The sequence below is a fragment of the Streptomyces sp. NPDC006739 genome, assembly GCF_042869815.1.
Lineage (GTDB): Bacteria > Actinomycetota > Actinomycetes > Streptomycetales > Streptomycetaceae > Streptomyces.
The window spans coordinates 48552-75140 of record NZ_JBIAGM010000020.1 but is presented as its reverse complement, the minus strand read 5'-3'; the positions used below and the strand labels follow the sequence as shown (position 1 = coordinate 75140).

The window sequence follows — 26589 nt, the reverse complement described above, 5'->3', positions numbered from 1 at the left end:
GATGTGTCGCGCCCTCACGCCGTGCGGTGGTGGGCCAGCGCCAGATGGGGGTCGGCCTCGCCCGGCACGGGCGCCGGATCGGCGTGCACCAGGGCGGCGGACAGTCTCGGTACGGCGTGCAGCAGCGCGTGCTCCGCCTCGACGGCGATCGCGTGGGCCCGCCGTACCGTCGTCTCGCCGTCCACCACGACCGCGACCTCGGCCCGCAGCCGGTGGCCGATCCAGCGCAGCCGCAGCTCGCCCACCCCGTGCACGCCCGGCACCGACCGCACCGCGCGCTCGGCCCGGTCCACCAGCGCCGGGTCCACGGCGTCCAGCACCCGCCGGAACACCTCGCGCGCCGCGTCCCGCAGCACCAGCACGATCGCGGCCGTGATCGCCAGTCCCACCAGCGGGTCGGCGAGCCGCCACCCCAGCGCCGCGCCCCCGGCGCCGGCCAGCACGGCCAGCGAGGTGAAGCCGTCCGTACGGGCGTGCAGCCCGTCGGCGACCAGCGCGGCCGAGCCGATCGCCCGGCCCACCCGGATCCGGTACCGGGCCACCCACTCGTTGCCCGCGAACCCGACGAGGGCGGCCACCGCCACGGCCGGCAGATGCCCGACCGGGCGCGGGTCCAGCAGCCGCTCGACGGCCGCCCAGGCGGTGAAGGCCGCCGAGGCGGCGATGGTCAGCACGATCGCGATGCCCGCGAGGTCCTCGGCGCGGCCGTAACCGTAGGTGAAACGGCGGGTCGCGGCACGGCGGCCGAGTACGAAGGCGATGCCCAGCGGTACGGCGGTCAGCGCGTCGGCCGCGTTGTGCACGGTGTCCCCGAGCAGCGCGACCGACCCGGACACGGCCACCACGGTGCCCTGCGCGACCGCCGTCACGCCGAGCACGGCCAGCGAGACCCACAGCGCCCGCAGCCCCCGCGCCGACGCCTCCAGCGCCGGGTCGAGCTTGTCCGCGGTCTCGTGGGAGTGGGGGGTCAGGGCATGGGCGAGGCGGTGGGCGAGGCGGCGGCTCAGGCCCGGAGCGGGGTGCTGATGGGAATGCGCGTGCCCGGACTCGGGGGCGTGCCGGTGCCCGTGACTGTGTTCGTGCTCCTGGTGAGGGTGCCGGTCGTTCACGAGGATCCCCTTCCGGTACGCGGTGGTGGACGCGGGACGCCCATGACGCCATTATGTGCGTATGAGCGCACGCATGCACCTATCACCTGCGCATCATGCGCATGCGCACAGCCCGGGCGAGGAGCAGTTCGCGCTGGCCGCCGAACTCCTCGCCCTGCTCGGCGACCGCACCCGCCTCGCCCTGCTGCACGCCCTGGCGGCGGGGGAGGCCGACGTCACCACGCTCACCGAGGCGGTCGGGGTGGCCCGGCCCGCCGTCAGCCAGCACCTGGCCCGGCTGCGGCTCGCGGGGCTGGTGAACACGCGCAAGGAGGGACGCCGGGTGATCTACTCCCTGCGCCACGGGCATCTGCGCCGTCTGGTGGACGAGGCGCTGAGCGTGGCCGACCACCGGCTCACCGAAACAGAGGGCTGAGGCCTCCGCCGGGGAACACGACGGTGTCCCGCCGGCCCGGGCCGGATGGCCGGGGCTGACGGGACACGGGTGTCGCTGTGTGACGGCGGTGGGTCAGTGCACCGGAGCGTCGGTGACCACGACCTCCTCGATGCTGCGCTCGATGTCCTCGGTCTTGGACGCGGTCGCCCGCGCCCAGTAGTAGATGACGACCGAGAAGACGGCGATGACCAGCATGTCCCACCACAGGCCGATGTTGCCCGAGCCGCCGAAGCCGCCCTGCCACGAGATGACCCCGAGGCCCAGCAGGTAGACCGGCAGCCACTGGGCGGCCTTGAAGTCCATGCGGGGGGCGTCGGGCTGGTTGGTGGAGTTGGCCCACCAGGCGTAGCTGCCGAGCAGCACGTAGCCCAGGACGATCGCGACGCCGAGCCGCCACAGGGTGTCCCAGCCGGCCCAGTAGATGATCAGGTTGGCCACCACGAACGACACCGGGGCGACGACCTTGCCGGCGGGCAGCCGGTAGGGACGCTCGTGACCCGGCAGCCGGTCGGCGAAGACGCCGTAGGCCAGCGGCGCGCCCGCGTACATCAGGACGCTCGCCGAGGTGATGAAGTTGACCAGCGTCTGCCAGCTCGGGAACGGCAGGAAGCAGATCACGCCGGTCACGAAGGAGATGATCAGACCGAACCACGGCACGCCGCGCTTGTCGGTCGCCGCGAAGATCTTCGGCGCGTAGCCGTTCTTGGCCAGGCCGAAGGAGACACGGGAGGTGGCGGTGGTGTAGATCAGGCCGGTGCCGCCGGGGGAGATCACGGCGTCGATGTAGAGCACCACGCTCAGCCAGCCCAGGCCGACCAGGGTCGCCAGGCCCGCCCACGGGCCGCTGATGCCGGGGAAGTCGAGCTTCGCCCAGCCGTGCGCGAAGGCGCTGTGCGGCAGGGCGGCGATGAACACGACCTGCAGCAGGATGTAGATGACCGCGCCGATCGCGACCGAACCGAGGGTGGCCCGCGGCAGGTCGCGCTTGGGGTTGCGGCTCTCGCCCGCGAGCTGGATCGCCTGCTCGAAGCCGAGCAGGGCGAAGATGATGCCGCTGCCGCTGATGGCGCTGAGCACGCCCTTGGCGCCGAACGGCGCGAAGCCCTCGGAGGTGAAGTTGCCGCCGTGGAAGTTGCCTGCGGCGATGATGAAGATGGCGCCCAGCGGGACACCGATCTTCCACCAGGTGGCGGCGCTGTTGGTGTGGGCCAGGGCCCGGACACCGAAGAAGTTGACCGCGACGAAGACGGCCATCAGGAGCACGGCGGTGACGATGCCGGAGGCGGTCAGCGTCTGGTCGCTGTTCTGCAGGCCCTGGGCCCAGTGCCAGTGACCGGCGTAGCCGATCATCGCCTCGACCTCGATCGGGGCGACCGTCGCGGCCTGCAGCCAGGAGAACCAGCCGAAGGACAGACCGGCCAGGCCGCCGAAGGCGTAGTGCGGATAGCGGGCGGTGCCGCCGGCGACCGGGAACATGCCGCCCAGCTCGGCGTGGACCAGGGCCAGCAGCACGATCGCGACCGTGCCGATCACCCACGAGATGATCGCCGCGGGGCCGGCCACGCCGACCGCTTTCTCGGCGCCGTACAGCCAGCCGGAACCGATGATGGAGCCGACGGAGGCCCACATCAGGCCGATCAGCCCGACGTCTCTCCGCAGGCCGTCCCGGCCGCTTGTGGCTTCCGGCACGGCATCGACTTTCGCCATGTCAAGTGGCCTCTCAGATCATGAACGCAGAATTAACGGGCAAGGAGGCCACAGGTTAGGGAGGCTTTCCGCATCCGCAAAAGACTGTTGCCCAAGTTTTGACCCTCGATCTTGTCTGTCTTGGTCTGAGTCTTTGTACAGGTCACAAGCGGATACAGAATGTCCGTATTCAGTTGCCCTGACTGAGAAGAATGTGAGACAGGCTACCGGCGCAGGGCCGGAATTTCGATGGCCGGGCACCGGTCCATGACCATCTCCAGCCCTGCGGCCCGGGCCCGCCCGTACGCCGTCTCGTCGACCACGCCGAGCTGGAACCACACCGCCCTGGCACCCTTGGCCACGGCCTCGTCGGCGACCGCGCCGGCCAGCTCGCTGTTGACGAAGACGTCGACGACGTCCACGTCGAAGGGGATGTCCGCGAGACGGGCGTACCCCCGCTCGCCGTGCACCGTCTCCGCCTTCGGGTGCACGGGGACGATCCGCTTGCCGAACCTCTGCAGCACCCCGGCCACCCCGTAAGCCGCCCGCCGCTGGTTCGCGGACAGGCCGACCACGGCCCAGGTGTCGCCCAGCTCGGTGAGAATCCTGCGGATCGTCGCTTCGTCGCCGTACACGGCGGGCCTCCATGGGCTCTGCGGCACCGCCCGGCGGTGCGGCCGGGGGAGCCTTCGGGAGAACTGTCGTCGGGGGCAACAGCGCCCGCCGGGACCTGATTCCCCGTCCCGGCCGCTCTCCGCGCCCGGCGGCCCGTCCCGCCACGGTGTCCGGAATCGGCGCGAGATGCCTGCGCGGGACTGTCCGTCCGCCTACGCTCGCCCCGTGCTGCGCATCCTCGACGCCCGAACCGGCCAGCCCGTCGACGCCGCCCCCGCCCGCCGGGGCCTGACCCGCGTCGAGGCCCACGCCCACGGCCTCGACCTGACCGCCCTGCGCGTGCTGCTCACCGCCGACCTCCTGGTCCGTGCCCTGGAACTCGGCGGCACGCCCGTCTGGACGATCCTCGGCGCCCCCCGCCACCAGGCCGAACTCCGCACGGCCGCCACCTCCCTCGCCGTCCGCCCCTTCGAGGACGCCCGCGACCTGGCCTCCGGCCTGGGCGAGGCGCAGGTCGTCCATGTGATGGCGGAGGGCGCGTCCCTGGACGTGGCCGGGGACGGCGTGGCGGTGGGAGTGGCTCCGGTGGAGTGGGCGCCGGACCATCCGCGGGCCGGGGCGGCCCGGACGGCCGGTCGGAGCGGGGAGCCGGGGGAGCCGGGCCCCGGGGCCGGTGGCGCGGTGGCGGAACACGGTGTCCTCCTCGCGCTCTCCGATCCGGCCGCGCTGAGGCTGGCGCTGCTCTCCGTGCCTCGCGGTACCCCGGTGCGGCTGGACACCGGGGTACTCGGTGAGGCGGGACGCCGGCTGGACGGGTGGCGGCGGGACGTCGCCGGGTGGGCGCGGCAGCCGTCGCGGCCGGTCCCCGAACCGGTCCGGGCACGGCTGCGGGCCGCCTGCGAGGACGACCTCGACGCACCCGGCGTACTCGCCGCCCTGCGCTCGGTGGCGACCGCCCCCGACCTGTCGGACGGCGCCCGGTTCGAGACGTACGCCTACGCCGACCGTCTCCTCGCCCTCGACCTCACCCGTGACATCGGGAGCCTCACATGAGAGAAGGCCTCATATGAGAGAAGGCCTCGTATGAACGACCGCGTCGGAGCGGGACCGCTGCGGCGGCTCGTCGTCCTCCGGCACGCCAAGTCCGCCTGGCCGGAGGGTGTCGCCGATCACCAGCGGCCGCTCGCGCCGCGCGGGCGCCGCGACGCCCCGGCCGCCGGGCGGGCGCTCGCCGAGGGGGACTGGCTGCCCGATCTGGCCCTGTGCTCCACCGCCGTACGCGCCCGCGAGACCTGGGAGCTGGCCTCCGCCGAATGGGGCACGCCACCCCCGATGCGCTACGACCGGCGGCTGTACGCGGCGGACGCCCGGGACCTGCTGGAGGTGGTGCGCGAGGCGCCGTCCGAGGCGGCCACTCTGCTGCTGGTCGGGCACAACCCGGGGCTGGAGGAACTGGTCCTGGAGCTGGCCGGCGACGGACTGGACGACACGCTCGACCGGGTGCGCGACAAGTTCCCGACCGCCGCGATCGCCGTCCTGGACTGGCGCGGCACCGGCTGGCCGGCCCTCGGCCCGGGCACGGCCCTGCTCACCTCGGTCGTCGTGCCGCGCGGGCGCAAGGGGTAGTCGCCGTCCCCTCCGGCCGCCCCGCATAGGCTGGTCCGATGCAGGACGAGTACCGCACCGTCGCCCGCGCGGGCGTGCACGAGACCGAGGTCAACCGCTCCCGCTTCCTGTGCGCCCTCGCCCCGGCGGCCACCGAGCGGGAGGCCCAGGACTTCCTCGCCGCCGTCCGCAAGGAGCACGCCGACGCCAGCCACAGCTGCTGGGCGTACGTCATCGGCGCCGACGCCGCCGTCCAGAAGGCGAGCGACGACGGCGAACCCGGCGGCACCGCGGGCGTACCGATGCTGCAGATGCTGCTGCGCCGCGACATGCGCTACGTCGTCGCCGTCGTCACCCGCTACTACGGCGGCGTCAAGCTCGGCGCCGGCGGTCTCATCCGTGCCTACGGGGGAGCCGTCGGCGAGGCCCTGGACGCGCTCGGCACCCTGACCCGGCGCCGCTTCAGACTGGCCACCGTCACCGTCGGCCACGAGCGCGCCGGCCGGCTCCGGAACGACCTGCGCGGCACCGGGCGCGAGGTGCGGGACGTCCGCTACGGCGAGGCCGTGACCCTGGAGATCGGCCTCCCGGACGCCGACGTGGAGGCCTTCCGTGCCTGGCTCGCCGACGCCACGGCGGGCACGGCGGCCCTGGAACTGGGCGGCGAGGCCTACGGAGATGCATGAGGTTCGGGGCTAAGCGGACATAACACCCCATAGGGCAGCGCCCCATGGCGGGCGATACGGGAGTAACCGCCCGTGCTGTCGGACCCGGCGGTTAGTCTCGAGGATCATGAGACTCCTGCACACCTCCGACTGGCATCTCGGCCGGGCGTTCCACCGGGTGAACATGCTCGGTGCCCAGGCCGAGTTCGTCGGTCACCTCGTCGCGACCGTGCGTGAGCACGCCGTGGACGCGGTGGTCGTGTCGGGAGACGTGTACGACCGCGCGGTGCCCCCGCTCGCCGCCGTCGAGCTCTTCGACGACGCCCTCCACCGCCTGGCGGAGCTGGGCGTGCCCACGGTGATGATCTCCGGCAACCACGACTCCGCCCGCCGCCTCGGCGTCGGCGCCGGCCTCATCGACCGCGCGGGCATCCACCTGCGCACCGAGCCGGCCGCCTGCGGCACCCCGGTCGTCCTGACCGACGCCTTCGGCGACGTCGCCTTCTACGGCCTGCCGTACCTCGAACCGGCCCTGGTGAAGGACGAGTTCGCGGTGGAGAAGGCCGGACACGAGACCGTGCTGGCCGCCGCCATGGACCGGGTCCGCGCCGACCTCGCCGCCCGCCCGCCCGGCACCCGCTCCGTCGTCCTCGCGCACGCCTTCGTCACCGGGGGCGAGGCCAGCGACAGCGAACGCGACATCACCGTCGGAGGCGTCGCCTCCGTACCGGCCGGCGTCTTCGACGGGGTGGACTACGCGGCACTCGGACATCTGCACGGCTGCCAGACCATCACCGCGCGCGTCCGCTACTCGGGCTCGCCACTGGCGTACTCCTTCTCCGAGGCCGGCCACCGCAAGAGCATGTGGCTGGTCGACCTGGACCGGGACGGCTCGGTCACCGCCGAGCGCCTCGACTGCCCGGTGCCGCGCCCGCTCGCCCGCATCCGGGGCACCCTGGACGACCTCCTCGCCGACCCGGCACTCGCCCGCCATCAGGACGCCTGGGTCGAGGCCACGCTCACCGACCCGGTCCGCCCGGCCGACCCCATGGCCCGCCTCACCGACCGCTTCCCGCACACCCTCAGCCTCGTCTTCGCCCCCGAGCGCTCCCCGGACGACCCCGAGGTGTCGTACGCCACGCGTCTCGCGGGCCGCAGCGACCAGCAGATCGCCCAGGACTTCGTCGCCCATGTGCGCGGCGCGGGCCCCGACGAGCGGGAGACGGCCGTCCTGCGGGACGCCTTCGACACCGTGCGCGCGGCCGACACCGTCAAGGAGGCGGCCCGGTGAGGCTGCACCGGCTCGACCTCACCGCCTTCGGCCCCTTCGGCGACGCCCAGAGCGTCGACTTCGACGCCCTCTCCGCCGCCGGCCTCTTCCTGCTGCACGGACCGACCGGCGCCGGAAAGACCTCCGTCCTGGACGCCGTCTGCTACGCGCTCTACGGCTCGGTCCCCGGCGCCCGCCAGAGCGGCCAGGGCCTCTCCCTGCGCAGCGACCACGCCGACCCGGCCACCCGCACCGAGGTCCGCCTCGAACTCACCGTCGCCGGGCGCCGGTTGGAGGTCACCCGGCAACCGCCCTGGGAACGCCCCAAGAAGCGCGGGTCCGGTACGACACTGGACAAGGCCCAGACCTGGCTGCGCGAGTACGACGCCCCGGCCGGCGCCTGGAAGGACCTCAGCCGCTCCCACCAGGAGATCGGCGAGGAGATCAGCCAACTGCTCGGCATGAGCCGCGAGCAGTTCTGCCAGGTCGTCCTGCTGCCCCAGGGCGACTTCGCCCGCTTCCTGCGCGCCGACGCCGAGGCACGCGGCAGACTCCTGGGCCGCCTCTTCGACACCCAGCGCTTCGCCGACGTGGAGAAGCGCCTCGCCGAACGCCGCCGGGCGACCGAGAACCGGGTGCGCGAGGGCGACGCCGCGCTGCTGGCCGACGCGCACCGCATGCAGCAGGAGGCGGGCGACGCCATGGAGCTGCCGGAGCTGACCCCGGGCGACCCCGGCCTCGCCGAGGCCGTCCTGGTCGCCGCGGCCGTGGCCCGCGGCACCGCCCGGGAACGGCTCACCGTCGCCGACTGCCGCCTCACCGCGGCCGAGTCCGCCCAGGCAGCGGCCGAGCGCACCCTGGCCGACGTGCGCGAACTCGCCCGGCTGCAGGGCAGGTTCGCGCAGGCGAGGCAGCGGGCCGCCGCCCTGGAGGAGCGGGCCGGCGCCCACCGTGAGGCGCAGGCGCGGATGGAGCGGGCCCGCAAGGCGGAGGCGGTGGCGCCGGCGCTGGAGCAGCGGGACACCGAGGAGAGCAGGCACCGCCGGGCCGCCGGGGCCGAGGCACGCGCGCGTGCCCTGCTCCCCGCGTCCCTCGCCGACGCCGGTCCGGCCGGGCTCGCGGCGGCCGCCCGGCGCGGCGCCGAGGAACTGGGCGCCCTGGAGTCGGCCCGCCGCGCCGAGCGCCGGCTCGCCGGCCTGGTCGAGGAGCGGACGACGCTCGACCGGCAGGAGCGCGCCGACGAGGAGGTGCTGCGGGAGGCCGAGGCCTGGCTCGACGGCTGGGACACCCTGCGCGCGGGACTCCAGGCCCGCATCGACTCCGCCCAGGAGGCCGCCACCCGCGCCGAACAGCTCGCCGTGCGGCGCGAGCCCGCCGTGCGGCGGCTCGACGCGGCCCGGACGCGTGACCGGCTGGCCGCGGACACCGACGAGGCCCGGCGGATCGCCCTCGCCTCCGAGACCCGCGCCCTTGAGGCCCGCGCCCACTGGCTCGACCTCAAGGAACAGCGCCTGAACGGCATCGCCGCCGAACTGGCCGCGCACCTCACCGACGGCGAACCCTGCGCGGTCTGCGGGGCCACCGAGCACCCCGCGCCCGCCCGCAGGGACGCCGGGCACGTCGACCGCGAGGCCGAGGAACACGCCCTCGCCGCCCACCAGCGCGCCGAGGAGCGGCGCGCCGAGGACGCACGGCGCCTCGGCGTCGTACGGGAGGCGCTGGCCGCCGCCACCGCCGAGGCGGGCGACACGCCGACCGGCCGACTGGCCGCAGAGGCCGACGAACTGGAGCGGGAGTACACGCGGGCCCACCGCGACGCCTCCGCCCTGCACGGCGCCCACGAGGAGCTGAGGCGCGCCGAGCAGGAGCGCGAGCGGCGCCTGGACGACCGCCAGCAGGCCGCCGTCCGGGCCGCCTCCCGGCTCACCCGGCGCGAGTCCCTGGAGGGCGAAAGGGCGTCCCTGGAAGGCGAGTTGGCCAAGGCGCGCGGGAGCGCCGGCAGCGTGGCCGCGCGGGCCGCCGAACTGGAGCGGCGGGTGGCGCTGCTCACCGACGCCGCCGACACCGCGCGGACCGCCGAGGACGCCGCCCAGCGGCTCAAGGACGCCGACGCCCGCCTCGCCGACGCCGCCTACCGCGCCGGGTTCGACACCCCGCAGGCCGCGGCCGCCGCCCTCCTCGACGCCACCGCCCACCGTGAACTCCAACGGCGCCTGGACGCCTGGCACTCGGAGGAGTCCGCCGTCCGCGCCCTGCTCGCGGAGGCCGACGCGGCGAGGGCCGCCCAGCAGCCGCCCGCCGACCTCCCGGCGGCGGAGCGGGCCGCGGCCGAGGCGGCCCGCCGGGTGCGCGAGGCCGCCTCCGCGCGCGACGCGGCAGCCCGTTGCACCAGCCAGCTCGACCTGCTCTCCGCCCGTGCCACCGACGGCGTACGACGGCTGGCGCCACTGCGCGAGGAGTACGACCGGGTGGCCCGTCTCGCCGCCCTCACCGCGGGCACCTCCGCCGACAACGAACGCAGGATGCGCCTGGAGTCGTATGTGCTCGCGGCCCGGCTGGAGCAGGTGGCCGCCGCCGCGACCGTACGGCTGCGGCGCATGTCCTCGGGCCGCTACACCCTCGTCCACTCCGACGACCGCGCCGGGCGCGGCCGCAGCGGGCTCGGGCTGCACGTCGTCGACGCCTGGACCGGCCGCGAGCGGGACACCGCGACGCTCTCCGGCGGCGAGACCTTCTTCGCCTCCCTCGCGCTCGCCCTCGGCCTCGCCGACGTCGTCACCGACGAGGCCGGCGGGGTCCGGCTGGACACCCTCTTCATCGACGAGGGCTTCGGCAGCCTCGACGACCAGACCCTCGACGAGGTCCTCGACGTCCTCGACTCGCTGCGCGAACGCGACCGCAGCGTCGGCATCGTCAGCCATGTCGGCGACCTGCGGCGCCGCGTCCACGCCCAGCTGGAGGTCCTGAAGGACAGGTCGGGGTCGGTGCTGCGGCAGCGCGGCGTGTGACGCGGTCAGCGCCCCAGCGGACGCCGGGGCAGCGGCGAGGAGTACACGACACTGGTGGTCACCGACCCCAGCGCGCCGATCTTCCCGGAGATCTCCTCCAGATGGGACATGGAACGCGCGGCGACCTTGATGACGAAGCAGTCGTCACCGGTGACATGGTGCGCCTCCAGGATCTGCGGGGTCGCGGCGACCAGGTCGTGGAAGGGCTTGTAGTTGCCGTTCGGATAGCGCAGCCGGACGAAGGCCAGGATCGGCAGGCCGAGGCGGTCGGGGTCCACGACGGCCGCGTACCCCTGGATGACGCCGGCCTCCTCCAGCCGCCGCACCCGCTCGGTGACGGCGCTCGGCGACATGGAGACCTCACGGGCCAGCTCGGCGTAGCTGGCCCGTCCGTCCCGCTGGAGAACCTCGAGAATGCGCCAGTCGGTGGCGTCCGGGGAATACACGGTCATCCGGGATGGATAGCAGGGAAATCCCCGGCAGGGCAACGGGGAAGCCGTGGAACCCCCCTTCAGGGAGCGGGCAGCCGGCCATAGGTTCGAGTCATGACCACCGCCTCCGTGAACCCCGTCCTGCGCGTCCCGCCGGCCGCCCCAGCCCAGGCCGCCGCCCACTTCAGGGCGAGCCTCTCCTTCCACGCCGACGTCTCCGACGTGGCCGCCGCGCTCGCCGCCGGCGGCGACCCGGGCTTCGTCCTCCTCGACCCCCGCTCCACCGAGTCCTGGGACCAGGGCCACGTGCCCGGTGCCGTCCACCTGCCGACCGCGCTCATCCGCGAACAGGCCGGACAGCTCCTCGACCCCGCCGTGCCGGTGGTGACGTACTGCTGGGGGCCCGGCTGCAACGGCGCCACCCGCGCCGCGCTCGCCCTGGCGGAACTCGGCTACCGGGTCAAGGAGATGCTCGGCGGCTTCGAGTACTGGGCGCGCGAGGGCTTCGCGTACGAGACCTGGCAGGGGCCCGCCCGCCGCGCGGCCGATCCGCTGACGGCGCCGGTGTCCGGCGACTGCGGCTGCTGAACCCGCCCACCCCGACTGCGTGTAGGTTCTGCCCATGGCTCGTGATGCGGATCCAGGCGCGGTGCGGTGGGTGGAGTCGGGTGGCGGCCCCCTGATAGCGGTCCCGGAGACGGTGCTGGCGTTCTGGGCGGGGGCCGACAGCGAGGAACTGGCCACGGACTACGACCGGGCCTGCGAGGTCGACGGGTACGTGGGCCTGCTCCCGGTCGGCGACAGCGCGGCCCTGGTCCTCGGTGACGAACCGGCCTCCACCTCCTTCCTCCCGGACCACGGCACCTTCGTGCGGTGGTCCGCCGCGAACTCCGAGGACGAACTCCTCGCCGGCGTCCCCGCCGCCCTCGACGCGGCCGTGTGGGACCAGGAGATCCGCTGGAACGTGCCCGGCCCGGTCGTCCTGTTCGACTCGGCCTGGCCGGGCGAGGACGCGGACCGCACGGAACACCTGCGTGTCCCGCTGGAGCCCGGCGCGTACGCCGTGCGTGCCGCCTACGCCAGACCCGGCCCGGAGACCTGGGTCGGCCTGGTCCAGCTCAGACGGCTCGCGCCGGGAGACGGCCACCGCTGAGAGCCACCGCCGACGGCCGTCGCCGCCGACGCCCGCCGCGACCGTCGTCGGTTCACCTCAGCGCGTCGAAGGCGATGTTCAGGTGGCGCGGGCCGCGCAGCACCGCGTTGCGCCGGTAGGGCGGCGGGTCCTCGACAAGGCTCGGGTTCTCCAGCCGCCGGGCCAGCTCGGACAGCGCGATCTGGGTCTCCAGCCGGGCCAGCGGCGCGCCGAAGCAGCTGTGGATGCCGCTGCCGAAGCCGAGGTGCTGGATGTCCCCGCGGAACGGGTCGAAGCGGTCGGGGTCGTGGAAGCGTTCCGGGTCCCGGTTGCCCGCCGCCAGCACGAGCCAGATGCGCGAGCCCTCGGGGATGGTCACCCCGCGCACCTCGATGTCCGTGATGCAGGTGCGCTGCGGCACGAGCTGCACCGGCGGCTCGTACCGCAGCAGCTCCTCCACGATGTTGACGGACAGTCCGGGATCCTCGCGCAGCCGCCGCAGGATCTCCGGGTGGCGCAGCAGGGTCAGCATGCCGTTGGTGATCAGGTTGACCGTGGTCTCGTGCCCCGCGATCAGCAGCAGCACCGCGGTGCTGAGCACCTCCATCATCGTCATCGCGCCGTCCGGGCCGCGGCTGCCGACCAGGTCGGACAGCATGTCGTCGCGCGGCTCCTTGGTGCGCTGCTCGACCAGCCCGGCCAGGTACATGCCCAGCTGCATCCGTGCTTCCTGGGCGGTCCTGCGGAACTCGTCGTCGGCGCCGGTACGGGTCTCCGGATCCAGGCTCGCGACCAGTGGATCGACCCAGGCCCGGAAGCGCGGTTCGTCCTCCCGGGGCACCCCGAGCAGCCGGCAGATCACCGTGACGGGGAAAGGGTAGGCGAACCGGTCGACGAGATCGATCTGCCGCGCGTCCCCGAACCCGTCGATCAGACCCGTGACGATCTCGGTCAGTTCGCCGCGCATGGACTCGATCCGGCGCGGCCGGTGCGGCGGCCCGAAGGAACTGTTGGCGATGCGCCGCAGCCGGTCGTGCTCGGGCGGGTCGAGCCGGATGAAGGACGGCGGCAGTCCCGTCGACTCCCCCCCGGACAGCTCGTCGTCGCCGGCGGCGGCGAGGTTGGCGGCGTCGGAGCTGATCCGAGGGTCGTGCAGCAGGCTCTCGATGTCCCAGTAGGAGCTGATGACGTACGGGCCGCCCTCCTCCTCGTGCAGTACCGGTGTCTTGCGCAGCTCCTCGTACAGCGGATACGGGTCGGCACGGTGGGCGTAGTCGATGATCCGGCTCAGGAGCGAGGCTTCCGTCATGGGGGTCCCCAGGAATGGTTGGCGGTCAGTGACGGGCAGGGGTGAAGACCAGCCGCTGGTCGGCCGGCGAGTAGCCGCTGAGGGTCACGGTCGGGCCGTGGGTCGGCAGCGACGGGTCGGGGAAGTCGGCGTCGACCGGCCGCCGGCCCTCCGGGCGGCGGTCCACCGTCGGGAACTCCACCGGGAACGGCGCCCCCCGCTCGATCTGCCGCTGGTAGAACTCCAGCCATCGCGTGTTGTCGAAGCTCACGGCGGCCACCATCCGGCCCTGGTGGCCGTAGACCCCGACGAACCGGCGCTCGGCCAGCGACCCCTGCGTGATCATGATCTCCTCGCCCATGGGCGGGACGCCGACCGACTTGATGTTCACCCCGAACTGCGCCGACCAGAACGCCGGCACCCACAGGTGCGGGCGCCGTTCCGCGCTGGGGCTGATCATGTTGTGCGCCGCGACCTCGGCCTGGGCGACGGCGTTGCCCCAGTGTTCGAGCGAGAGGAACTGGTAGCCGAACAGGGCGTGCGGGGAGCGCGCGACATCGCCCGCCACGAAGATGTCGTCGGTGACGATGCCCCGGAAGTCGAAGGCCCGGCACCCGGCGTCACAGGCGACTCCGCGCGGCCCCGCGCCGAGCCCGGAGCCGGTCAGCCACTCGGTGTTGCGCATCGACCCCAGCGAGACGATGACGACGTCCGCCTCCACCACACTGTCGTCGGACAGGTGCACGGCCTTGACCCGGCCCGTCGAGTCGCCCTCCAGGGCGGTCACCGTGACCCGGGTGCGCAGGTCCACGCCGTTCTCGTGGTGCAGCTCGGCGGAGACCGCGCCGATCACCCCGCCGAGGGCGCCCACCAGCGGCGCGTCCGCGCGTTCCGCCACGGTCACGGCGATGCCCATCTCCCGGCATGCCGAGGCGACCTCCGAACCGGCGAAGCCGGCACCGATGATGAAGACCCGGCGGGGCGCCGCCTTCAGCCGCTGGTACAGCCGGGCCGCGTCGTCCCGGGTCCGCAGCACGAAGACGCCGTCCAGCCGGGCCTCCGTCTCCTTCGGCCAGGGGCGGGCGCGGACCCCGGTGGCGATCAGCAGCCGGTCGTACTCGACCTCGTCGCCGTCGCCCAGCCGCACCCGTCTGGCCGTCATGTCGAGCCCGGTCGCCGCGACCCCGAGACGCCACTTCGCGTCGATCTCCCGGCGCCGGGGCAGTTCGGTGTGGTGCGCGGACGCCCTGCCCAGCAGGACCGCCTTCGACAGCGGCGGCCGGTCGTAGGGCTCGTACGGCTCGTCACCGATCATCGTCAGCGAACCGGCGAAGCCCTCCGCGCGCAGCGTCTCGGCGGCGCGCAGGCCGGCCAGTGAGGCGCCGACGATCACGATCCGGCCCTCGCGCCTGAGCCAGTCGAGGTAGTCAACGGGCATCGGACGCCTCCTCGGCGGATCCCGCGGGGGCCCCGGCGGCGCCGTCCAGTCCGTCGGCCGTGATCGCCTGCACGGGACAGGCGGCGACGGCCCGCGCCAGCCGCTCCCGCTGCTCCTGCCCGGCGCGCGGGTTGTACACCAGGGACTCCTCGCCGTGCATGGCGAAGACGTCCGGCGCGAGGAACGCGCACTGCGCGTACCCCTGACATTTGTTGAGATCGACGACGAGCCTCATCGACGCTCCGCCCTTCCGGTGGCCAGGTCCGGTGCGCTCCACCGCTCGCGCGCGGGCACCTCCGGACGGCGGTCAACTCCCGCACGCCAGCATGCGAGCGAGTGGACGCCCGGTGCGTGCCGGAAGACGCCGATCGGGTGAGCGGCGCCGGGCCCGGCCCGCCTCACCCGGGCGCCGCGGCCCGGGCCGCCGCGCGGCGGCCCACCCGGAGGATGTGGATGCCGAGCACCAGCGACCACGCCGGGAACGCAAGCTCGGCCCAGGGGACGTTCGACGCGACGAAGAGCAGTGTCAGGGCGGTGAGGAAGCCCAGTGCGGTGAGGCCGCGCGGCAGGATCCCCAGCCGACGCCCGATCACCGACATGGAGCACACGAACACGGCCGCCATCCGGGTCGCGTACGAGGTCATCAGGGTGTAGGCCAGGTGTCGGCCGAAGTCCCAGGCGGCCGGCCCCAGGGAGGCCCCGGCCGGGTTCGCGACGGTGAGGACCGCGTCGGCCGCCGCGCCCGCCGCGAACATGGTGGCCGTGAAGACCAGTCCGCTGCCCAGGAGCACGGTGGCGAGGAACTTGTCCTCGGCCTGCCCGAGATGGGCCCGTACGGCGCCGATGAACCACAGGAAGAAGACGCCGGCGAACGGCACCAGCGCGAGGGCCGCCCGCACCGCGTCACGTCGGGTCGCGCCGGTGGCCCCCTCGGCGGTGACCGGGGCGGCGCCTTCGGGAACACCGAGTCTGATCAGCACGATCGCCGCCGCCAGCAACAGCGCGAAGACGACTCCGGCCGCCCCGGCGGCCCGCGGGGTCTCCAGCGCCTGCCGCCCCGGCCCCTTTGCCTGCATACGCGGCTCGCTCCCTCGCCGTCGACGGCCCCCGGCACCAGCAAGCCGTCTCCGGCCCGGGGCCGCCAGCGGGGGGCGTCCGAACGGCCGGGGCCGCCACCGCGGCGGCCCCGGCCGGGCGCGCCGCTCAGAGCTGGGACAGCTCGTCCACCAGGACGTCCAGGCCCAGCGACCCCTGCGACAGCGCCGCCATGTGCCAGGCCTTCAGGTCGAAGGAGTCGCCGTGCCGCCGGCGCGCGTTCTCCCGGCCCAGCAGCCAGGCCCGCTCGCCCAGCTTGTAGCCGATCGCCTGTCCGGGGATGGTCAGATAGCGGGTCAGCTCGCTCTCCACGAAGTCCGCCGGCCGGCTGCTGTGCGCCCCGAAGAACTCCTGCGCCAGCTCCGGCGTCCACCGCCGGCCGGGGTGGAACGGCGAGTCGGCCGGGATCTCCAGCTCCAGGTGCATGCCGATGTCCACGATGACCCGGGCGGCCCGCATCATCTGCGCGTCGAGGTAGCCGAGGCGGTGCTCCGGGTCCGTGAGGTAGCCCAGCTCGTCCATCAGCCGCTCCGCGTACAGCGCCCAGCCCTCCGCGTTGGCGCTGACCCCGCCGACCGTGGCCTGGTAGCGGGACAGGTCCTGCGCCACGTGCGCCCACTGCGCGAGCTGGAGGTGGTGGCCGGGCACGCCCTCGTGGTACCAGGTCGACACCAGGTCATAGGCCGGGAACCGGGTCTGGCCCATGGTCGGCAGCCAGGTGCGTCCGGGACGGGAGAAGTCCTCCGAGGGGGCCGTGTAGTAGGGCGCCGCCGCACCGCCGGGCGGCGCGATGCGTGCCTCCACCTTCCGCACCCGCTCGGCGAGTTCGAAGTGGGTGCCGTCGAGTTCCTCGATCGCCCGGTCCATCAGGTCCTGCAGCCACTGCCGGACCTCCTCGACGCCCTCGATGTGCTTGCCGTGCTCGTCGAGGTGCGCGAGCGCCACCCACGGAGTCTCGGCGCCGGGCAGGATCTTCTCGGCCTCCTGCCGCATCTCGCCGAGGATGCGGTGGAACTCCGACCAGCCGTACGCGTACGCCTCGTCCAGGTCCAGGTCGGTGCCGTTGAAGTAGCGCGACCACCGCGCGTACCGCTCGCGGCCCACCGTGTCCGGGGCGCCCTCGATCGCCGGCGCGTACACGTCCCGCATCCAGTCCCGCAGCTCCACCAGGGCCGCGGTCGCCGCACGGGCGGCGTCGTCCAGCTCCGTGCGCAGCGCCTCGGGGCCGGCCGAGGCGAAGTCCTCGTACCAGCCCCGGCCCTTGCCCTCCGGGTCGGACCACTCGGTGAGCTGCTCGACGAAGGTGGCGGTCGGGCGCGGACCGGCGTACAGCTTGCGGTCCAGACCGAGCGCCAGCGACTCGCGGTAGCCCGCGAGGGCGCCCGGGACCGCGCGCAGCCGTTCGGCGATCGCCGCCCAGTCCTCGTCCGTCTGCGTCGGCGTCACCGTGAAGATGTCCCGCACCGAGTGCCCGGGCGTGTGCATGTTGCCGACCGCGCGCAGATGCTCGTCGGCCTCGTGCACGGCGAGTTCGGCGGTGAGCCGCTCCCGCAGCAGCCGCGCGCAGCGCCGCTCCACGTCCCGCTCCGCGCCCGGCTGCCGCTCCGCCTCGTCGAGCTTCGCGAGCGTGGCCCGGGCCAGCCGGGCGAGCGCCTCCTGGCCCGCCGGGGAGTAGTCGGGCAGCCTGCTCGAACTCTCCTTGACGCCGAGGTAGGTACCGGTGACCGGATCGAGGGCGATGAGGTCGTCGACGTAGGCGTCGGCGACCGCACGGGGCAGCGGGCTCTTGGTCTCAGACATGCCGCCCATCCTCATACGGCGCCCGGGCCCGCGTCACCCGGGTACGGGCGATTCAGCTGTGGGCGTGGCCGGTGGCAGCAGGGGCCCGCAGTCCCACTGCTGGAAGATCAACCGGGTCTCCACCCGGGCCACTTCACGCCGTGCCGTGAACCCGTCCAGCACCAGCCGCTGCAGGTCCGCCATGTCCGCCACCGCCACATGCACGAGATAGTCGTCCGGGCCGGTCAGATGGAACACCGTCAGCGTCTCCGGCAGCGCCCGGATCCGGTCCACGAACGGCCCCACCAACTCCCGCCGGTGCGGTCTGACCTGCACCGACAGCAGCGCCTGGAGGCCGCGCCCGAGTTTGGCCGGATCGAGCCGCAGCTGGTGCCCGAGGATCACACCGCTGCGGCGCAGCCGCGTCACCCGGTCCAGGCACGTCGACGGCGCCACGCCCACCTGGGCGGCGAGATCGCGATAGGTGGTCCGGGCGTCGTTCTGCAGCAGCCGCAGCAGATGGAGGTCCACCGGATCCAGTACGACAGATTCGGCCATGGCCCGAACGTAACACGGAGTTCCGGCCACGTGGGCCGCCCGGTGTTCACTCTTCCGCCCATGGACACAGCGAGCACCCGCGCACAGGACATCGCGCCCACCGCACCCCGGGCACTGGCCACCGAGGCCGTGCACGCCGGCCGTGACGACCTCGCCCGGCAGGGACTGCACGCCCCGCCCATCGACCTGTCCACCACCTACCCGTCCTACGACAGCCGCGCCGAGGCCGCCCGCATCGACGCCTTCGCCACCGACGGCGCGGACCCGGCCGGCCCGCCCGTCTACGGCCGCCTCGGCAACCCCACCGTCGCCCGCTTCGAGACCGCCCTCGCCCGTCTGGAGGGCACCGAGGAGGCCGTCGCCTTCGCCAGCGGCATGGCGGCGCTCAGCGCCGTCCTGCTGGCCCGCGCCGCCACGGGCCTGCGGCACGTCGTCGCCGTACGGCCCCTGTACGGCTGCAGCGACCACCTGCTGACCGCCGGACTGCTCGGCACGGAGGTGACCTGGACCGACCCGGCCGGAATCGCGGACGCGCTGCGCCCCGACACCGGGCTGGTGATGGTCGAGACCCCCGCCAACCCGACCCTCGCCGAACTCGACCTGCGGGCCGTCGCCCACGCCTGCGGCACGGTCCCGCTGCTCGCCGACAACACCTTCGCCACCCCGGTCCTGCAGCGCCCGGCCGAACACGGCGCCCGGCTGGTCCTGCACAGCGCGACCAAGTACCTCGGCGGCCACGGCGACGTGCTGGCCGGGGTGGTGGCCTGCGACGGGGAACTCGCGGGCCGGCTACGGCAGATACGGTTCGCCACCGGTGGAGTGCTGCACCCGCTGGCGGGCTACCTGCTGCTGCGGGGGCTGTCCACGCTGCCGGTGCGGGTGCGTGCCGCCTCCGCGAACGCCGCCGAACTCGCCCGCCGGCTCGCCGCGGACCCCCGGGTGGCCCGCGTGCGCTATCCCCGTCTCGGCGGCGCGATGATCGCCTTCGAGGTGCACGGCGACCCGCACGAGGTCATCTCCGCCGTCCGTCTGATCACCCCGGCCGTGAGCCTGGGCAGCGTGGACACGCTCATCCAGCACCCGGCGTCCATCAGCCACCGCATCGTCGACCCCGACGACCGCCGTGGCGCCGGGGTGAGCGACCGGCTGCTGCGCCTGTCGGTGGGCCTGGAGGACGTCGACGACCTGTGGGCGGACCTCGACACGGCGCTCGGCGAGCCCACGCGCACCCGGGCACCCCTCATGGAGGCGGCGCGCTGAGCCGGCCACGGCCGGCGCGCCCGGCACGGCACGGCGGGGTGCGCCCGGCACGGCACGGCGGGGTGCGCCCGGCACGGCACGGCGGGGTGCGCCCGGCACGGCACGGCGGGGTGCGCCCCGCACGGCCCGGCGGGGCGCACCGGCCGCGCGGGGACTCGTGCGGGGGCCTCGCGCTGTTCAGTCCCGGCGGACCGAGCCGCCCAGCCGCTCCTGAGCGTCGTCGTACGGCGGCCGCGAGTCGTCCGGGCTCGCGGCCAGACGGGCCGTGATCACCAGGGTGCCCTCCTCGATCTGGTAGTCGAGGGGCAGGCCGAGGGCCCGCATCGCGGCGACCATGCCGGTGTTGGAGGCCTGGGTCACCGCGTACACGCTCTCGCAGCCGGCCTCCACCGCCATCGAAACCAGGCGGCCGAGCAGTTCGCCGCCGATGCCGCGCCGCTGCCAGTCGTCCTCGACGAGCAGCGCGACCTCCGTCTCGTCGCCGTCCCACAGCAGATGGCCGAGGCCGACGACACGGCCCGACGCGGTCTGCACCGCCAGCGTCCGTCCGAAGCGCGGGCTCAGCAGGTGGTTGAGATAGCGGTCGGCGTCACCGACGGGCCCGTGGTAGCGCATGCCGAGCGTGCGGGGCGAGCACCGCTCGTGCATCGCCTTCGCCGCCTCCAGATCGCCGATGTCGGCCCGGCGCACGGTGATGGCGTTGCCCTCCGGCAGCGTCAGCACGTCCTGGCCGCGCGGGACGCGCGGCCCCAGCCGGCTGTCCAGCTCCACCAGCGCCCGCGCCCGCGCGAACTCGGTCGGCGTGAACGGCAGATACGGCCGCTCGACGGTGATCACCCCGCCCTCGGGTGCCCGCAGCCGCATGACGGTCTCCTCCAGCACCCCCTCGGCCGGCACCGCCTCCGGTGCCCGGCCCCCGCCGACCGGCGCGGCGGGCAGCGAACGGATCGTGCACCTGCCCAGCAACTGCCTGAGCGCCAGCGGGAGTTCCGCCGCGTCCAGCGCGGTGCGCGCCGCGAGCCCGAGCACCCGGGTCGGGGCGTCGACCAGGTCATGGGCATCGGCCCGCTCGATCCACGTCGAGGCACCGCCGGCCCGTGAGACCAGACGGGTCATCTCGGCCGCCGTCAGCTCTCCGGGCGCCCGCAGCAGGAACTCGTCCACCGTCCCGTCGGCCAGCGGATGCGTCTGCAGGCTCAGGATGTCCACCCGCCGTCCGGCGAGGGCCGTGCAGAGCACGGCCAGCGATCCCGGTTCGTCCCTCACCGTCGTCCGCATCCGCCACAGCGTGCTCGACCCGGCCACCGCCTCCGGGTCCGGCGCGGTTTCCTCGGACGGCCCGGCCCGCCCCACCGTGGCGGCGGACCGGGCACCGGTATCACCGGTCGGGGGCGCGTGACCGTGGCGCCGTGCCCACCAGGTGTGGAAGCCCGCCGTCGCGGCCAGCGCGATCGCCGAGATCACCAGCAGGGCCGGCCCGCCGGGACCGTGCCCGACCAGGTTCGCCACCGCGTCCGCCACCGCGACGGCCGTGAACATCGCGGCGAGTTCGACGACGTCCCGCCGCCAGTGGTGCACCGGACGGCCGTGCTTCGCACGCGTCACATCAGACATGTCTCGAGTCATGCACCCACTGTGAAGGAAACGTGTTGCGTGATCACGAACTCTTTGTGACTGATGGGTAAAGCATGCTTACGCCGTTTATGTTCCGCTTTCTACTAAGCCGGGGAACGACAGGGCCCCGCACCGGGGGATGACGCCGGTGCGGGGCCTTGACCTGAGCGTACGGGAGTTACTGGCCGACGCGGCCCGGCTGCAGCGTCTGCGTGAACAGTACGGTGCCGTCGTACTCGCGCAGCCGTACGGTCAGTTCGCCGCTGTCGCCGTCGATGTCGACCTCGCCGAAGAACTGGTACCCCTCGGCCGGTGACACGTTCGCCACGGCCGGCGCCTTCAGGAACACCCGGTCCGGGCCGAACGTGCCGTCCAGCGCGTTCGCCGGGAAGGCGCCGGCGTTGAGCGGCCCCGACACGAACTCCCAGAACGGCTCGAAGTCCTTGAACGCGGCCCGCGACGGGTCGTAGTGCTGGGCGGAGGTGTGGTGCACGTCGGCGGTCAGCCACACCGTGCCGGTGATCCTCCGGTGCTTGATGAACCGCAGCAGTTCCGCGATCTGCAGCTCCCGGCCGAGCGGGGCGCCCGGGTCGCCCTGGGCCACGGCCTCGAAGTCGGGCTTGCCCTCCACCGGGTCGGGCACGACCAGGCCGAGCGGCATGTCGTTGGCGATCACCTTCCACACGGCGCGGGACTTCGCCAGCTCGCGCTTGAGCCACTCCAGCTGCTCGCGGCCGAGGATGCCCACCGGGTCCGTCGGCTGGTCGTCGGGTGAGTTGGCGTCGCGGTAGGTGCGCATGTCGAGCACGAACACGTCCAGCAGCGGACCGTGGTTGACGACCCGGTAGATCCGGCCGTCCGGGCGCCCGCTGATCGTGGAGACGGGGAAGTACTCCGAGAAGGCCTGCCGCGAGCGCGACGCCAGGTCGTCCAGCCTGGTGCCGGCGGGGTAGGGGGTGCCGGCGCCGATGACCTCGCCCGGGTACCAGTTGTTGCGCACCTCGTGGTCGTCCCACTGGATGATGTTCGGCACCTGGGCGTTGAACCGGCGCAGCGCCCGGTCCAGCAGGTTGTAGCGGAAGTTGCCCCGGTAGTCGTCCAGGGTCGTCGCGACGTGCGACTTCTCCTCGGTGGTCAGACTCCGGTAGACGCTGCCGTCGGGCAGGGCGGCGGTGGCGGAGATCGGGCCGTCGGCGTAGATGTTGTCGCCGCTGCACAGGAAGAAGTCGGGGTCGACCTGCGCCATGGCGTCGAAGATCCGGTAGCCGCCGATGGACTCGTTGATGCCCCAGCCCTGTCCGGCCAGGTCGCCGGACCACACGAAGCGCACGCCGTGGCACCGCTCGGCGGGGGCGGTGCGGAAGGTCCCGGCCACGGGTTCGCTCGTGCGGCGCGGATCGTCCGGGTCGGCGAGCAGCACGCGGTAGTGGATCTGCTCGCCGGCCGGCAGGCCGCGCAGCCGGGTGGTGCCGGTGAAGTCGGAGTCCGCGCCCAGCAGCGGACCGTGCCATCTGCGCGGGTTGCGGAACGTGTCGGTGGCCGACGTCTCCACGACCATCCGGGCCGGCCGGTCCGAACGCACCCACACCAGCCCGGACTCGGACGTCACGTCACCCGCCTGAACGCCCCAGCCCGCCCGGGGGCGTCCCGACAGGGCGAACGCCGGTGCTGCCCCGAGCCCCGTGGGCAGGGCCAGGGCCGCCGAAGCGGCGAGGGAGCCGCGCAGGACGCTGCGGCGGCCGGGGAACGGACGGTGTGACATGGCTGCGCCTCCAGGGACGGGATCCGGCCGGTGTGCAGTGCCACAACTACTGGGGCGCCGCAGCGCCCACGGAAACCCCGAGTGAACAACTGGCCGCACGGGCGGGGTCCTGGGGTGCGCGGAGGCCCGGAGCGGGGCACGACGCCCACAACGGCCCGGCCGCGCACCGCCGTCGCGGCCGTCAGCGGCTGCCGTCGAGGATGACCCGGGCGACCAGCGCGGGGTCGTCGTTCATGGGGCAGTGGCCGCAGCCGGGCAGGCGTACCAGCCGCGCGTGGGGGATGACCTGCTTCGCGCGGACGCCCTGGCGGCGCACCAGCAGCATGTCGCGGGTCCCCCAGGCCACGGTGACCGGCAGGCCCGCCAGGCCGTCGGTGAACCGCACGGTGGCACCGGCCCTGAGCGTCGCGTCGAACCCCGTTGCCTGGGCCAGGGCGAGGGTCTCGGCGACCACGGCCTCGGGGGAACGGCGGGCGGGGCGGGCGTAGATCGTGCTGGTCAGAGCCGTACGGCCGGCGGCGGATCTGGACAGCTGTTCGACCAGTGGCAGCGGCAGCCGTTCGGAGATCCGCCGCATCGCGAGCAGGACGCCGAACGCGTAGCGCCGCTCGGCCTGTGACCAGAACCCGGCCGGGGACAGGGCCGTGACGGACCGTACGAGCTTCTCCCGGCCCAGTTCCAGGGCCAGCAGGCCGCCCAGCGAGTTGCCCGCCACGTGCGGACGTTCCAGTCGCAGCGCCTCGAACAGCGAGCCGAGGACGGTGTTGGTCGTCGGCAGGTCGTAGGCCAGGCCGTCCGGCAGCGCGGGGGACGCGCCGAATCCGGGCAGGTCCACCGCGATCACGTCGCGTTCGGTCGCGAGGATGTCCACCACCGGGTCCCAGGCCTGCCGGTGGTGGCCGATGCCGTGCAACAGCACCAGCGGATCCCCGCGGCCCGCGCGCGCGTAGGAGACGGTCACGCTCTTCGGGCCCTGGGGGGTGGGGACCGGGAAGGAGACGGTGGCGGACATGGGGTGCTCCTCGGATGGGGCTGCTGAAGGACGCCGTAGACAGCTTGTCAGCAATTGCTACCGGCGGGTAGCCCCTGGCGGGGCGTGTCGCGGGTGTCGCGCCGCGCCGCGCGCGGCCCGTTTCCGGCCACCGACCGCTGACGGCCCGCCAACATTGTCGACCGGGCGGGTGCCGGCAGGTTCGATTCCGTGGACACGACCGGTCGTGTCGGATGGGATGGCCGGGTGAGTACCGAGCGCGCCACTCCCCGGCCGGCCCGCGGACACGCCGATGAGCGGCGCCCGCACCACGCGGTCGATCCGAAGCGGCGCCGGGAACCCGCCGAGCGGTTCCGGGCCGCAGCGGCCGAGGGCGGGTCCGCCGAGGTCAGCGGCGGTTCCGCGGCGTCGCTCAGGTCCGGGACCGGCCACTGAGAACGGCTCGTGAACGCTCGGTGGCGGCGGTCCCGCCCGGTGCGCCGGCGACCGAGGATTGGTCTTGACCAAGGGTGGGGGCCGTCCTATGGTCGCAGACAAGTGCAACAACCTTTAATAAACAAGGGCGCTAAAAAGCCGCCGGACCACGGCGATTGCGGAGGACAGGGTGGGGACCACGCAGCTGGAATCGGTGCCGGAACCGAAGTACTGGCACCTCAGGACCGTGCTCAGTGAGGCACTCGACTCGGAGTTCTCGGTCGGCGAGATCCTGCCCAACGAGCGCGATCTCGCGGCCCGTTTCGGCGTCGCGCGCGCCACCCTGCGCCAGGCGCTCGAACAGCTGGAGCTGGAGGGCCGGCTGCAGCGCCGGCGCGGCGTCGGGACGACCGTCGCGCCCCCGCGCATGGGCGTGGCCGTCGGCACCGAACAGCATGCCTGGCCGGGGGCCGGCGACGACGCCTGGCAGCCCCTCGACTCCACCCGGGCGGTACCGCCCTCGGCTGTGGCCGCGGCCCTGGAGACCGGCGCCGAGGAGAGCGTGCACACCGTGCGCCGCTCCCGGGTGTCCCACGGCCAGCCCGTCGCCGCCGAGCTGCTCTACATCCCGGCGTCCTCGGTGCCCGACCTCTCCGCGATCGACGCGCCGTCGGGTACGGCACGCGCGCGTGCGGTCCTGCGGGAGCTGCAGCGCCTGGAGCTGGAGGGCCAGGACCGCGCCGTCGAACTGGGCTCGGCCCGCGCGGACGACGCCAAGGAACTCGACCGGCTCCCCGGCGCGCCCGTCCTCGTCGTCACCACCCGCTTCTTCGCGCGGGGCCGCACCGCCGCGCTCTCCGTCGCCACCTACCGCGCCGACACCTGCCGGCTCACCTTCGGCGACTCGGGCGGCGTGGAGATCCACCACGGCCCCGAACAGCAGGCCTCCTAGATCCCGCCGTCCGGGCCTGCCGCCCGGGTCTGCCGTCCGACCGAAGGCCGGGGCCGCCTGTCCCGCAGGCGGCGCCCGCGCGGGTGCGCGGTTCAGCGGCGCGCCGTCACCGTTCCCTCGACCGCGAACAACTCTTCCTCCACGTGGTCGAGCGCCAGCCGCAGCGCTCCGGTGGCGACGGCCGCCTCGCCGAGCAGGGAGAGGGTCACCTTCGGAGGGCGCAGGCAGTAGCGGGCGAGTTCGCCGCGCAGGGGCTCCAGGACGCCGTCGAGACCGGCCGCCCAGCCGCCGACCACGACCAGTTCCGGGTCCAGTGCGAGCACCAGGGCGGCCACGTCGTGCACGAGCCGCTGGATGAAGCGGTCCATGGCCGCCCGGGCCCGCTCGTCGCCCTTGCGGGCGAGCGTGAACACCTCGGCGACCGCCTGCTCGTCCAGCGGGTGCAGCGGCCGGCCGGTGGTCGAGAGCAGCGTCTCCGGGGTGACCTCCCGGCCCAGCAGGTGCAGCGCGCCGATCTCCCCGGCCGCCCCGCCGTACCCCCGGTGCAGCCGCCCGCCGATCAGCGAACCCGCGCCCGGGCTCAGCCCCGCCAGCACGAACACCACGTCGTCGGAGTCGGTCGCGGCGCCCTTCCAGTGCTCGGCCACGGCCGCCGCGTTCGCGTCGTTCTCCACCAGGACCGGACACCTGAAGGAACGGCTGAGCCGTTCGCCGAGCCGCAGCCCCGTCCACTGGGGCAGCGCGGTCCCCAGTCGCACGGTGCCGTCGGCCTCGACGATGCCCGGCGTGCCCACGCCGACCGCCCGCAGCGAGCCGCGCGCGACCCCGGCCCGCCGCAGCAGCTCCGCCACCGCGCCCCGCAGCCGCTCCAGCCGCTCGTCGGGGTCGGCCGTCTCGTCGACCTCCTTGGCCTGCGCGCCCAGCACCCGCCCGTCCAGATCGGAGAGGAGCGCGGCCACACGGTGCGCCCCGATCTCCAGGCCCAGCAGATGCCCGGCCTCGGCCCGGAACCGGAACCGGCGGGCCGGCCGCCCCTGACGCCGCGCGGCACCCTCCTCGGCGGCCTTCTCCACCACCAGCCCGGCCTCGATGAGCCCCTCGACGACGCCCTCGACCGTCGGCCGGGACAGCCCCGTCACCCGGGTGATCTCGGTGAGCGTCGCACAGTCCGTGGCCCGCAGGGCGTGCAGCACCACGGCGGAATTGATCCTTCGCAGCAGCGAGGGATCGCCGCCGGTCAGCTGCCCCAACGTCCGTCCTCCCAGCTCGTGCGCGTGTGGGGCGGATCGTACTCGGCGCGGGCGCACCGGGCGAGTGCCGGGCGCCCCCGCCCGCCGACAGCCGGGATCAGCCCGCGAGGCCCCGCCGGATCAGCCGGGGGCCACGAACCCCGACTCGTACGCGGCGATCACCGCCTGGGTGCGGTCCCGCGCCCCCAGCTTCGCCAGTACGGCGCTCACATGCGACTTCACCGTCTCCGG

25 protein-coding genes and 1 pseudogene are annotated in these 26589 nt (G+C 74.0%); 11 read left to right on the top strand and 15 right to left on the bottom strand.

The features are described 5' to 3' along the window. Positions 1 to 14 precede the first annotated feature (14 nt). Positions 15 to 1109, bottom strand: a complete 1095-nt coding sequence (locus ACFYMM_RS32280; RefSeq protein ID WP_388393019.1) for a cation diffusion facilitator family transporter — start codon at positions 1107 to 1109, stop codon at positions 15 to 17. 61 nt (positions 1110 to 1170) lie between these two features. Between ACFYMM_RS32280 and ACFYMM_RS32275 the strand changes: the two genes are divergently transcribed. After that, positions 1171 to 1524 (top strand): ArsR/SmtB family transcription factor, encoded by a 354-nt coding sequence (locus tag ACFYMM_RS32275; RefSeq protein ID WP_388393016.1) that lies wholly within the window; start codon positions 1171 to 1173, stop codon positions 1522 to 1524. Between the two features lie 93 nt (positions 1525 to 1617). Here ACFYMM_RS32275 and ACFYMM_RS32270 read toward each other — a convergent pair whose 3' ends face one another. Together ACFYMM_RS32270 and ACFYMM_RS32265 are read right to left on the bottom strand one after the other, a co-directional pair. Next, entirely contained in the window at positions 1618 to 3252 is a 1635-nt protein-coding gene (locus ACFYMM_RS32270) for an APC family permease (RefSeq protein WP_388393014.1), read from the bottom strand. A gap of 203 nt (positions 3253 to 3455) precedes the next feature. Then, a complete protein-coding gene (locus tag ACFYMM_RS32265) occupies positions 3456 to 3866 on the bottom strand; it encodes a CoA-binding protein (RefSeq protein ID WP_388393011.1) in 411 nt (136 codons plus the stop codon). A 205-nt stretch (positions 3867 to 4071) separates the two neighbouring features. Between ACFYMM_RS32265 and ACFYMM_RS32260 the strand changes: the two genes are divergently transcribed. The 5 genes from ACFYMM_RS32260 (at position 4072) to ACFYMM_RS32240 (ending at position 10394) form a co-directional block, all read left to right on the top strand. Next, positions 4072 to 4899, top strand: a complete 828-nt coding sequence (locus ACFYMM_RS32260; protein ID WP_388393009.1) for a hypothetical protein — start codon at positions 4072 to 4074, stop codon at positions 4897 to 4899. 30 nt (positions 4900 to 4929) lie between these two features. Then, positions 4930 to 5472, top strand: coding sequence for a SixA phosphatase family protein (locus tag ACFYMM_RS32255; RefSeq protein WP_388393007.1), 543 nt, complete (start codon positions 4930 to 4932; stop codon positions 5470 to 5472). Between the two features lie 38 nt (positions 5473 to 5510). Beyond that, positions 5511 to 6137: a YigZ family protein gene (locus ACFYMM_RS32250; RefSeq protein ID WP_388393005.1), complete on the top strand. Its 627-nt coding sequence runs from the start codon at positions 5511 to 5513 to the stop codon at positions 6135 to 6137. A gap of 106 nt (positions 6138 to 6243) precedes the next feature. After that, positions 6244 to 7407, top strand: a complete 1164-nt coding sequence (locus ACFYMM_RS32245) for an exonuclease SbcCD subunit D (protein ID WP_388393003.1) — start codon at positions 6244 to 6246, stop codon at positions 7405 to 7407. Further along, complete coding sequence (locus tag ACFYMM_RS32240) at positions 7404 to 10394, top strand: AAA family ATPase (RefSeq protein WP_388393001.1); 2991 nt, start codon at positions 7404 to 7406, stop codon at positions 10392 to 10394. Before ACFYMM_RS32245 ends, ACFYMM_RS32240 begins: the two co-directional genes overlap by 4 nt. A gap of 5 nt (positions 10395 to 10399) precedes the next feature. Here ACFYMM_RS32240 and ACFYMM_RS32235 read toward each other — a convergent pair whose 3' ends face one another. Beyond that, a complete protein-coding gene (locus tag ACFYMM_RS32235; protein WP_388392998.1) occupies positions 10400 to 10846 on the bottom strand; it encodes an Lrp/AsnC family transcriptional regulator in 447 nt (148 codons plus the stop codon). A gap of 93 nt (positions 10847 to 10939) precedes the next feature. Here ACFYMM_RS32235 and ACFYMM_RS32230 point away from each other — a divergent pair, with 93 nt between their 5' ends. Both ACFYMM_RS32230 and ACFYMM_RS32225 read left to right on the top strand, forming a co-directional pair. Continuing rightward, positions 10940 to 11413 (top strand): rhodanese-like domain-containing protein, encoded by a 474-nt coding sequence (locus ACFYMM_RS32230; protein ID WP_388392996.1) that lies wholly within the window; start codon positions 10940 to 10942, stop codon positions 11411 to 11413. A 34-nt stretch (positions 11414 to 11447) separates the two neighbouring features. Beyond that, the gene (locus ACFYMM_RS32225; RefSeq protein WP_388392994.1) at positions 11448 to 11978 is read left to right on the top strand and encodes an immunity 21 family protein; all 531 of its coding nucleotides are present in this window, start codon (positions 11448 to 11450) and stop codon (positions 11976 to 11978) included. 52 nt (positions 11979 to 12030) lie between these two features. On the opposite strand, the gene ACFYMM_RS32220 is transcribed toward ACFYMM_RS32225, so the two are convergent. From ACFYMM_RS32220 to ACFYMM_RS32195, 6 genes are all read right to left on the bottom strand, one after another. After that, the gene (locus ACFYMM_RS32220; RefSeq protein ID WP_388392991.1) at positions 12031 to 13266 is read right to left on the bottom strand and encodes a cytochrome P450; all 1236 of its coding nucleotides are present in this window, start codon (positions 13264 to 13266) and stop codon (positions 12031 to 12033) included. 25 nt (positions 13267 to 13291) lie between these two features. After that, positions 13292 to 14683: an NAD(P)/FAD-dependent oxidoreductase gene (locus ACFYMM_RS32215; RefSeq protein ID WP_388392989.1), complete on the bottom strand. Its 1392-nt coding sequence runs from the start codon at positions 14681 to 14683 to the stop codon at positions 13292 to 13294. Then, positions 14673 to 14918 (bottom strand): ferredoxin, encoded by a 246-nt coding sequence (locus ACFYMM_RS32210; RefSeq protein ID WP_388392987.1) that lies wholly within the window; start codon positions 14916 to 14918, stop codon positions 14673 to 14675. Before ACFYMM_RS32210 ends, ACFYMM_RS32215 begins: the two co-directional genes overlap by 11 nt. A 163-nt stretch (positions 14919 to 15081) precedes the next feature. After that, complete coding sequence (locus ACFYMM_RS32205) at positions 15082 to 15759, bottom strand: hypothetical protein (protein ID WP_388392984.1); 678 nt, start codon at positions 15757 to 15759, stop codon at positions 15082 to 15084. Positions 15760 to 15886: 127 nt separating this feature from the next. Further along, entirely contained in the window at positions 15887 to 17578 is a 1692-nt protein-coding gene (locus ACFYMM_RS32200) for a DUF885 domain-containing protein (protein WP_388392981.1), read from the bottom strand. Between the two features lie 33 nt (positions 17579 to 17611). Next, positions 17612 to 18115: an Lrp/AsnC family transcriptional regulator gene (locus tag ACFYMM_RS32195; RefSeq protein WP_388392979.1), complete on the bottom strand. Its 504-nt coding sequence runs from the start codon at positions 18113 to 18115 to the stop codon at positions 17612 to 17614. Positions 18116 to 18175: 60 nt separating this feature from the next. Here ACFYMM_RS32195 and ACFYMM_RS32190 point away from each other — a divergent pair, with 60 nt between their 5' ends. Next, positions 18176 to 19375, top strand: a complete 1200-nt coding sequence (locus ACFYMM_RS32190) for a trans-sulfuration enzyme family protein (protein WP_388392977.1) — start codon at positions 18176 to 18178, stop codon at positions 19373 to 19375. A gap of 177 nt (positions 19376 to 19552) precedes the next feature. Here the strand turns inward: ACFYMM_RS32190 and ACFYMM_RS32185 are convergent, their stop codons facing one another. The 3 genes from ACFYMM_RS32185 to ACFYMM_RS32175 form a co-directional block, all read right to left on the bottom strand. Beyond that, on the bottom strand, positions 19553 to 20989 hold the full coding sequence (locus ACFYMM_RS32185) for a GNAT family N-acetyltransferase (RefSeq protein WP_388392975.1): 1437 nt from the start codon (positions 20987 to 20989) through the stop codon (positions 19553 to 19555). Between the two features lie 178 nt (positions 20990 to 21167). Next, a complete protein-coding gene (locus ACFYMM_RS32180; protein ID WP_388392973.1) occupies positions 21168 to 22751 on the bottom strand; it encodes an alkaline phosphatase D family protein in 1584 nt (527 codons plus the stop codon). Between the two features lie 181 nt (positions 22752 to 22932). Then, positions 22933 to 23763: an alpha/beta fold hydrolase gene (locus ACFYMM_RS32175; RefSeq protein ID WP_388392971.1), complete on the bottom strand. Its 831-nt coding sequence runs from the start codon at positions 23761 to 23763 to the stop codon at positions 22933 to 22935. A gap of 225 nt (positions 23764 to 23988) precedes the next feature. Here ACFYMM_RS32175 and ACFYMM_RS32170 point away from each other — a divergent pair, with 225 nt between their 5' ends. Beyond that, positions 23989 to 24177 carry a hypothetical protein gene (locus ACFYMM_RS32170; protein ID WP_388392969.1) on the top strand — a complete coding sequence of 63 codons (189 nt, stop codon included), beginning with the start codon at positions 23989 to 23991 and terminating at the stop codon, positions 24175 to 24177. A 169-nt stretch (positions 24178 to 24346) separates the two neighbouring features. Then, on the top strand, positions 24347 to 25108 hold the full coding sequence (locus ACFYMM_RS32165; RefSeq protein ID WP_388392967.1) for a GntR family transcriptional regulator: 762 nt from the start codon (positions 24347 to 24349) through the stop codon (positions 25106 to 25108). 92 nt (positions 25109 to 25200) lie between these two features. Here the strand turns inward: ACFYMM_RS32165 and ACFYMM_RS32160 are convergent, their stop codons facing one another. Together ACFYMM_RS32160 and ACFYMM_RS32155 are read right to left on the bottom strand one after the other, a co-directional pair. Beyond that, positions 25201 to 26358, bottom strand: a complete 1158-nt coding sequence (locus tag ACFYMM_RS32160) for an ROK family transcriptional regulator (RefSeq protein WP_388392965.1) — start codon at positions 26356 to 26358, stop codon at positions 25201 to 25203. Positions 26359 to 26478: 120 nt separating this feature from the next. Continuing rightward, a pseudogene (locus tag ACFYMM_RS32155) lies at positions 26479 to 26586 on the bottom strand (LuxR C-terminal-related transcriptional regulator); the annotation flags it as partial. Positions 26587 to 26589 lie beyond the last annotated feature (3 nt).

What these genes read in the sequence shown, in the direction of transcription:
- ACFYMM_RS32275 (WP_388393016.1), top strand. Translation starts at nt 1,171, where the DNA reads ATGAGCGCACGCATGCACCTATCACCTGCGCATCATGCGCATGCGCAC.
- ACFYMM_RS32270 (WP_388393014.1), bottom strand. Translation starts at nt 3,252, where the DNA reads ATGGCGAAAGTCGATGCCGTGCCGGAAGCCACAAGCGGCCGGGACGGC.
- ACFYMM_RS32255 (WP_388393007.1), top strand. Translation starts at nt 4,930, where the DNA reads ATGAACGACCGCGTCGGAGCGGGACCGCTGCGGCGGCTCGTCGTCCTC.
- ACFYMM_RS32250 (WP_388393005.1), top strand. Translation starts at nt 5,511, where the DNA reads ATGCAGGACGAGTACCGCACCGTCGCCCGCGCGGGCGTGCACGAGACC.
- ACFYMM_RS32245 (WP_388393003.1), top strand. Translation starts at nt 6,244, where the DNA reads ATGAGACTCCTGCACACCTCCGACTGGCATCTCGGCCGGGCGTTCCAC.
- ACFYMM_RS32235 (WP_388392998.1), bottom strand. Translation starts at nt 10,846, where the DNA reads ATGACCGTGTATTCCCCGGACGCCACCGACTGGCGCATTCTCGAGGTT.
- ACFYMM_RS32230 (WP_388392996.1), top strand. Translation starts at nt 10,940, where the DNA reads ATGACCACCGCCTCCGTGAACCCCGTCCTGCGCGTCCCGCCGGCCGCC.
- ACFYMM_RS32225 (WP_388392994.1), top strand. Translation starts at nt 11,448, where the DNA reads ATGGCTCGTGATGCGGATCCAGGCGCGGTGCGGTGGGTGGAGTCGGGT.
- ACFYMM_RS32220 (WP_388392991.1), bottom strand. Translation starts at nt 13,266, where the DNA reads ATGACGGAAGCCTCGCTCCTGAGCCGGATCATCGACTACGCCCACCGT.
- ACFYMM_RS32215 (WP_388392989.1), bottom strand. Translation starts at nt 14,683, where the DNA reads ATGCCCGTTGACTACCTCGACTGGCTCAGGCGCGAGGGCCGGATCGTG.
- ACFYMM_RS32210 (WP_388392987.1), bottom strand. Translation starts at nt 14,918, where the DNA reads ATGAGGCTCGTCGTCGATCTCAACAAATGTCAGGGGTACGCGCAGTGC.
- ACFYMM_RS32205 (WP_388392984.1), bottom strand. Translation starts at nt 15,759, where the DNA reads ATGCAGGCAAAGGGGCCGGGGCGGCAGGCGCTGGAGACCCCGCGGGCC.
- ACFYMM_RS32200 (WP_388392981.1), bottom strand. Translation starts at nt 17,578, where the DNA reads ATGTCTGAGACCAAGAGCCCGCTGCCCCGTGCGGTCGCCGACGCCTAC.
- ACFYMM_RS32195 (WP_388392979.1), bottom strand. Translation starts at nt 18,115, where the DNA reads ATGGCCGAATCTGTCGTACTGGATCCGGTGGACCTCCATCTGCTGCGG.
- ACFYMM_RS32190 (WP_388392977.1), top strand. Translation starts at nt 18,176, where the DNA reads ATGGACACAGCGAGCACCCGCGCACAGGACATCGCGCCCACCGCACCC.
- ACFYMM_RS32185 (WP_388392975.1), bottom strand. Translation starts at nt 20,989, where the DNA reads ATGTCTGATGTGACGCGTGCGAAGCACGGCCGTCCGGTGCACCACTGG.
- ACFYMM_RS32180 (WP_388392973.1), bottom strand. Translation starts at nt 22,751, where the DNA reads ATGTCACACCGTCCGTTCCCCGGCCGCCGCAGCGTCCTGCGCGGCTCC.
- ACFYMM_RS32175 (WP_388392971.1), bottom strand. Translation starts at nt 23,763, where the DNA reads ATGTCCGCCACCGTCTCCTTCCCGGTCCCCACCCCCCAGGGCCCGAAG.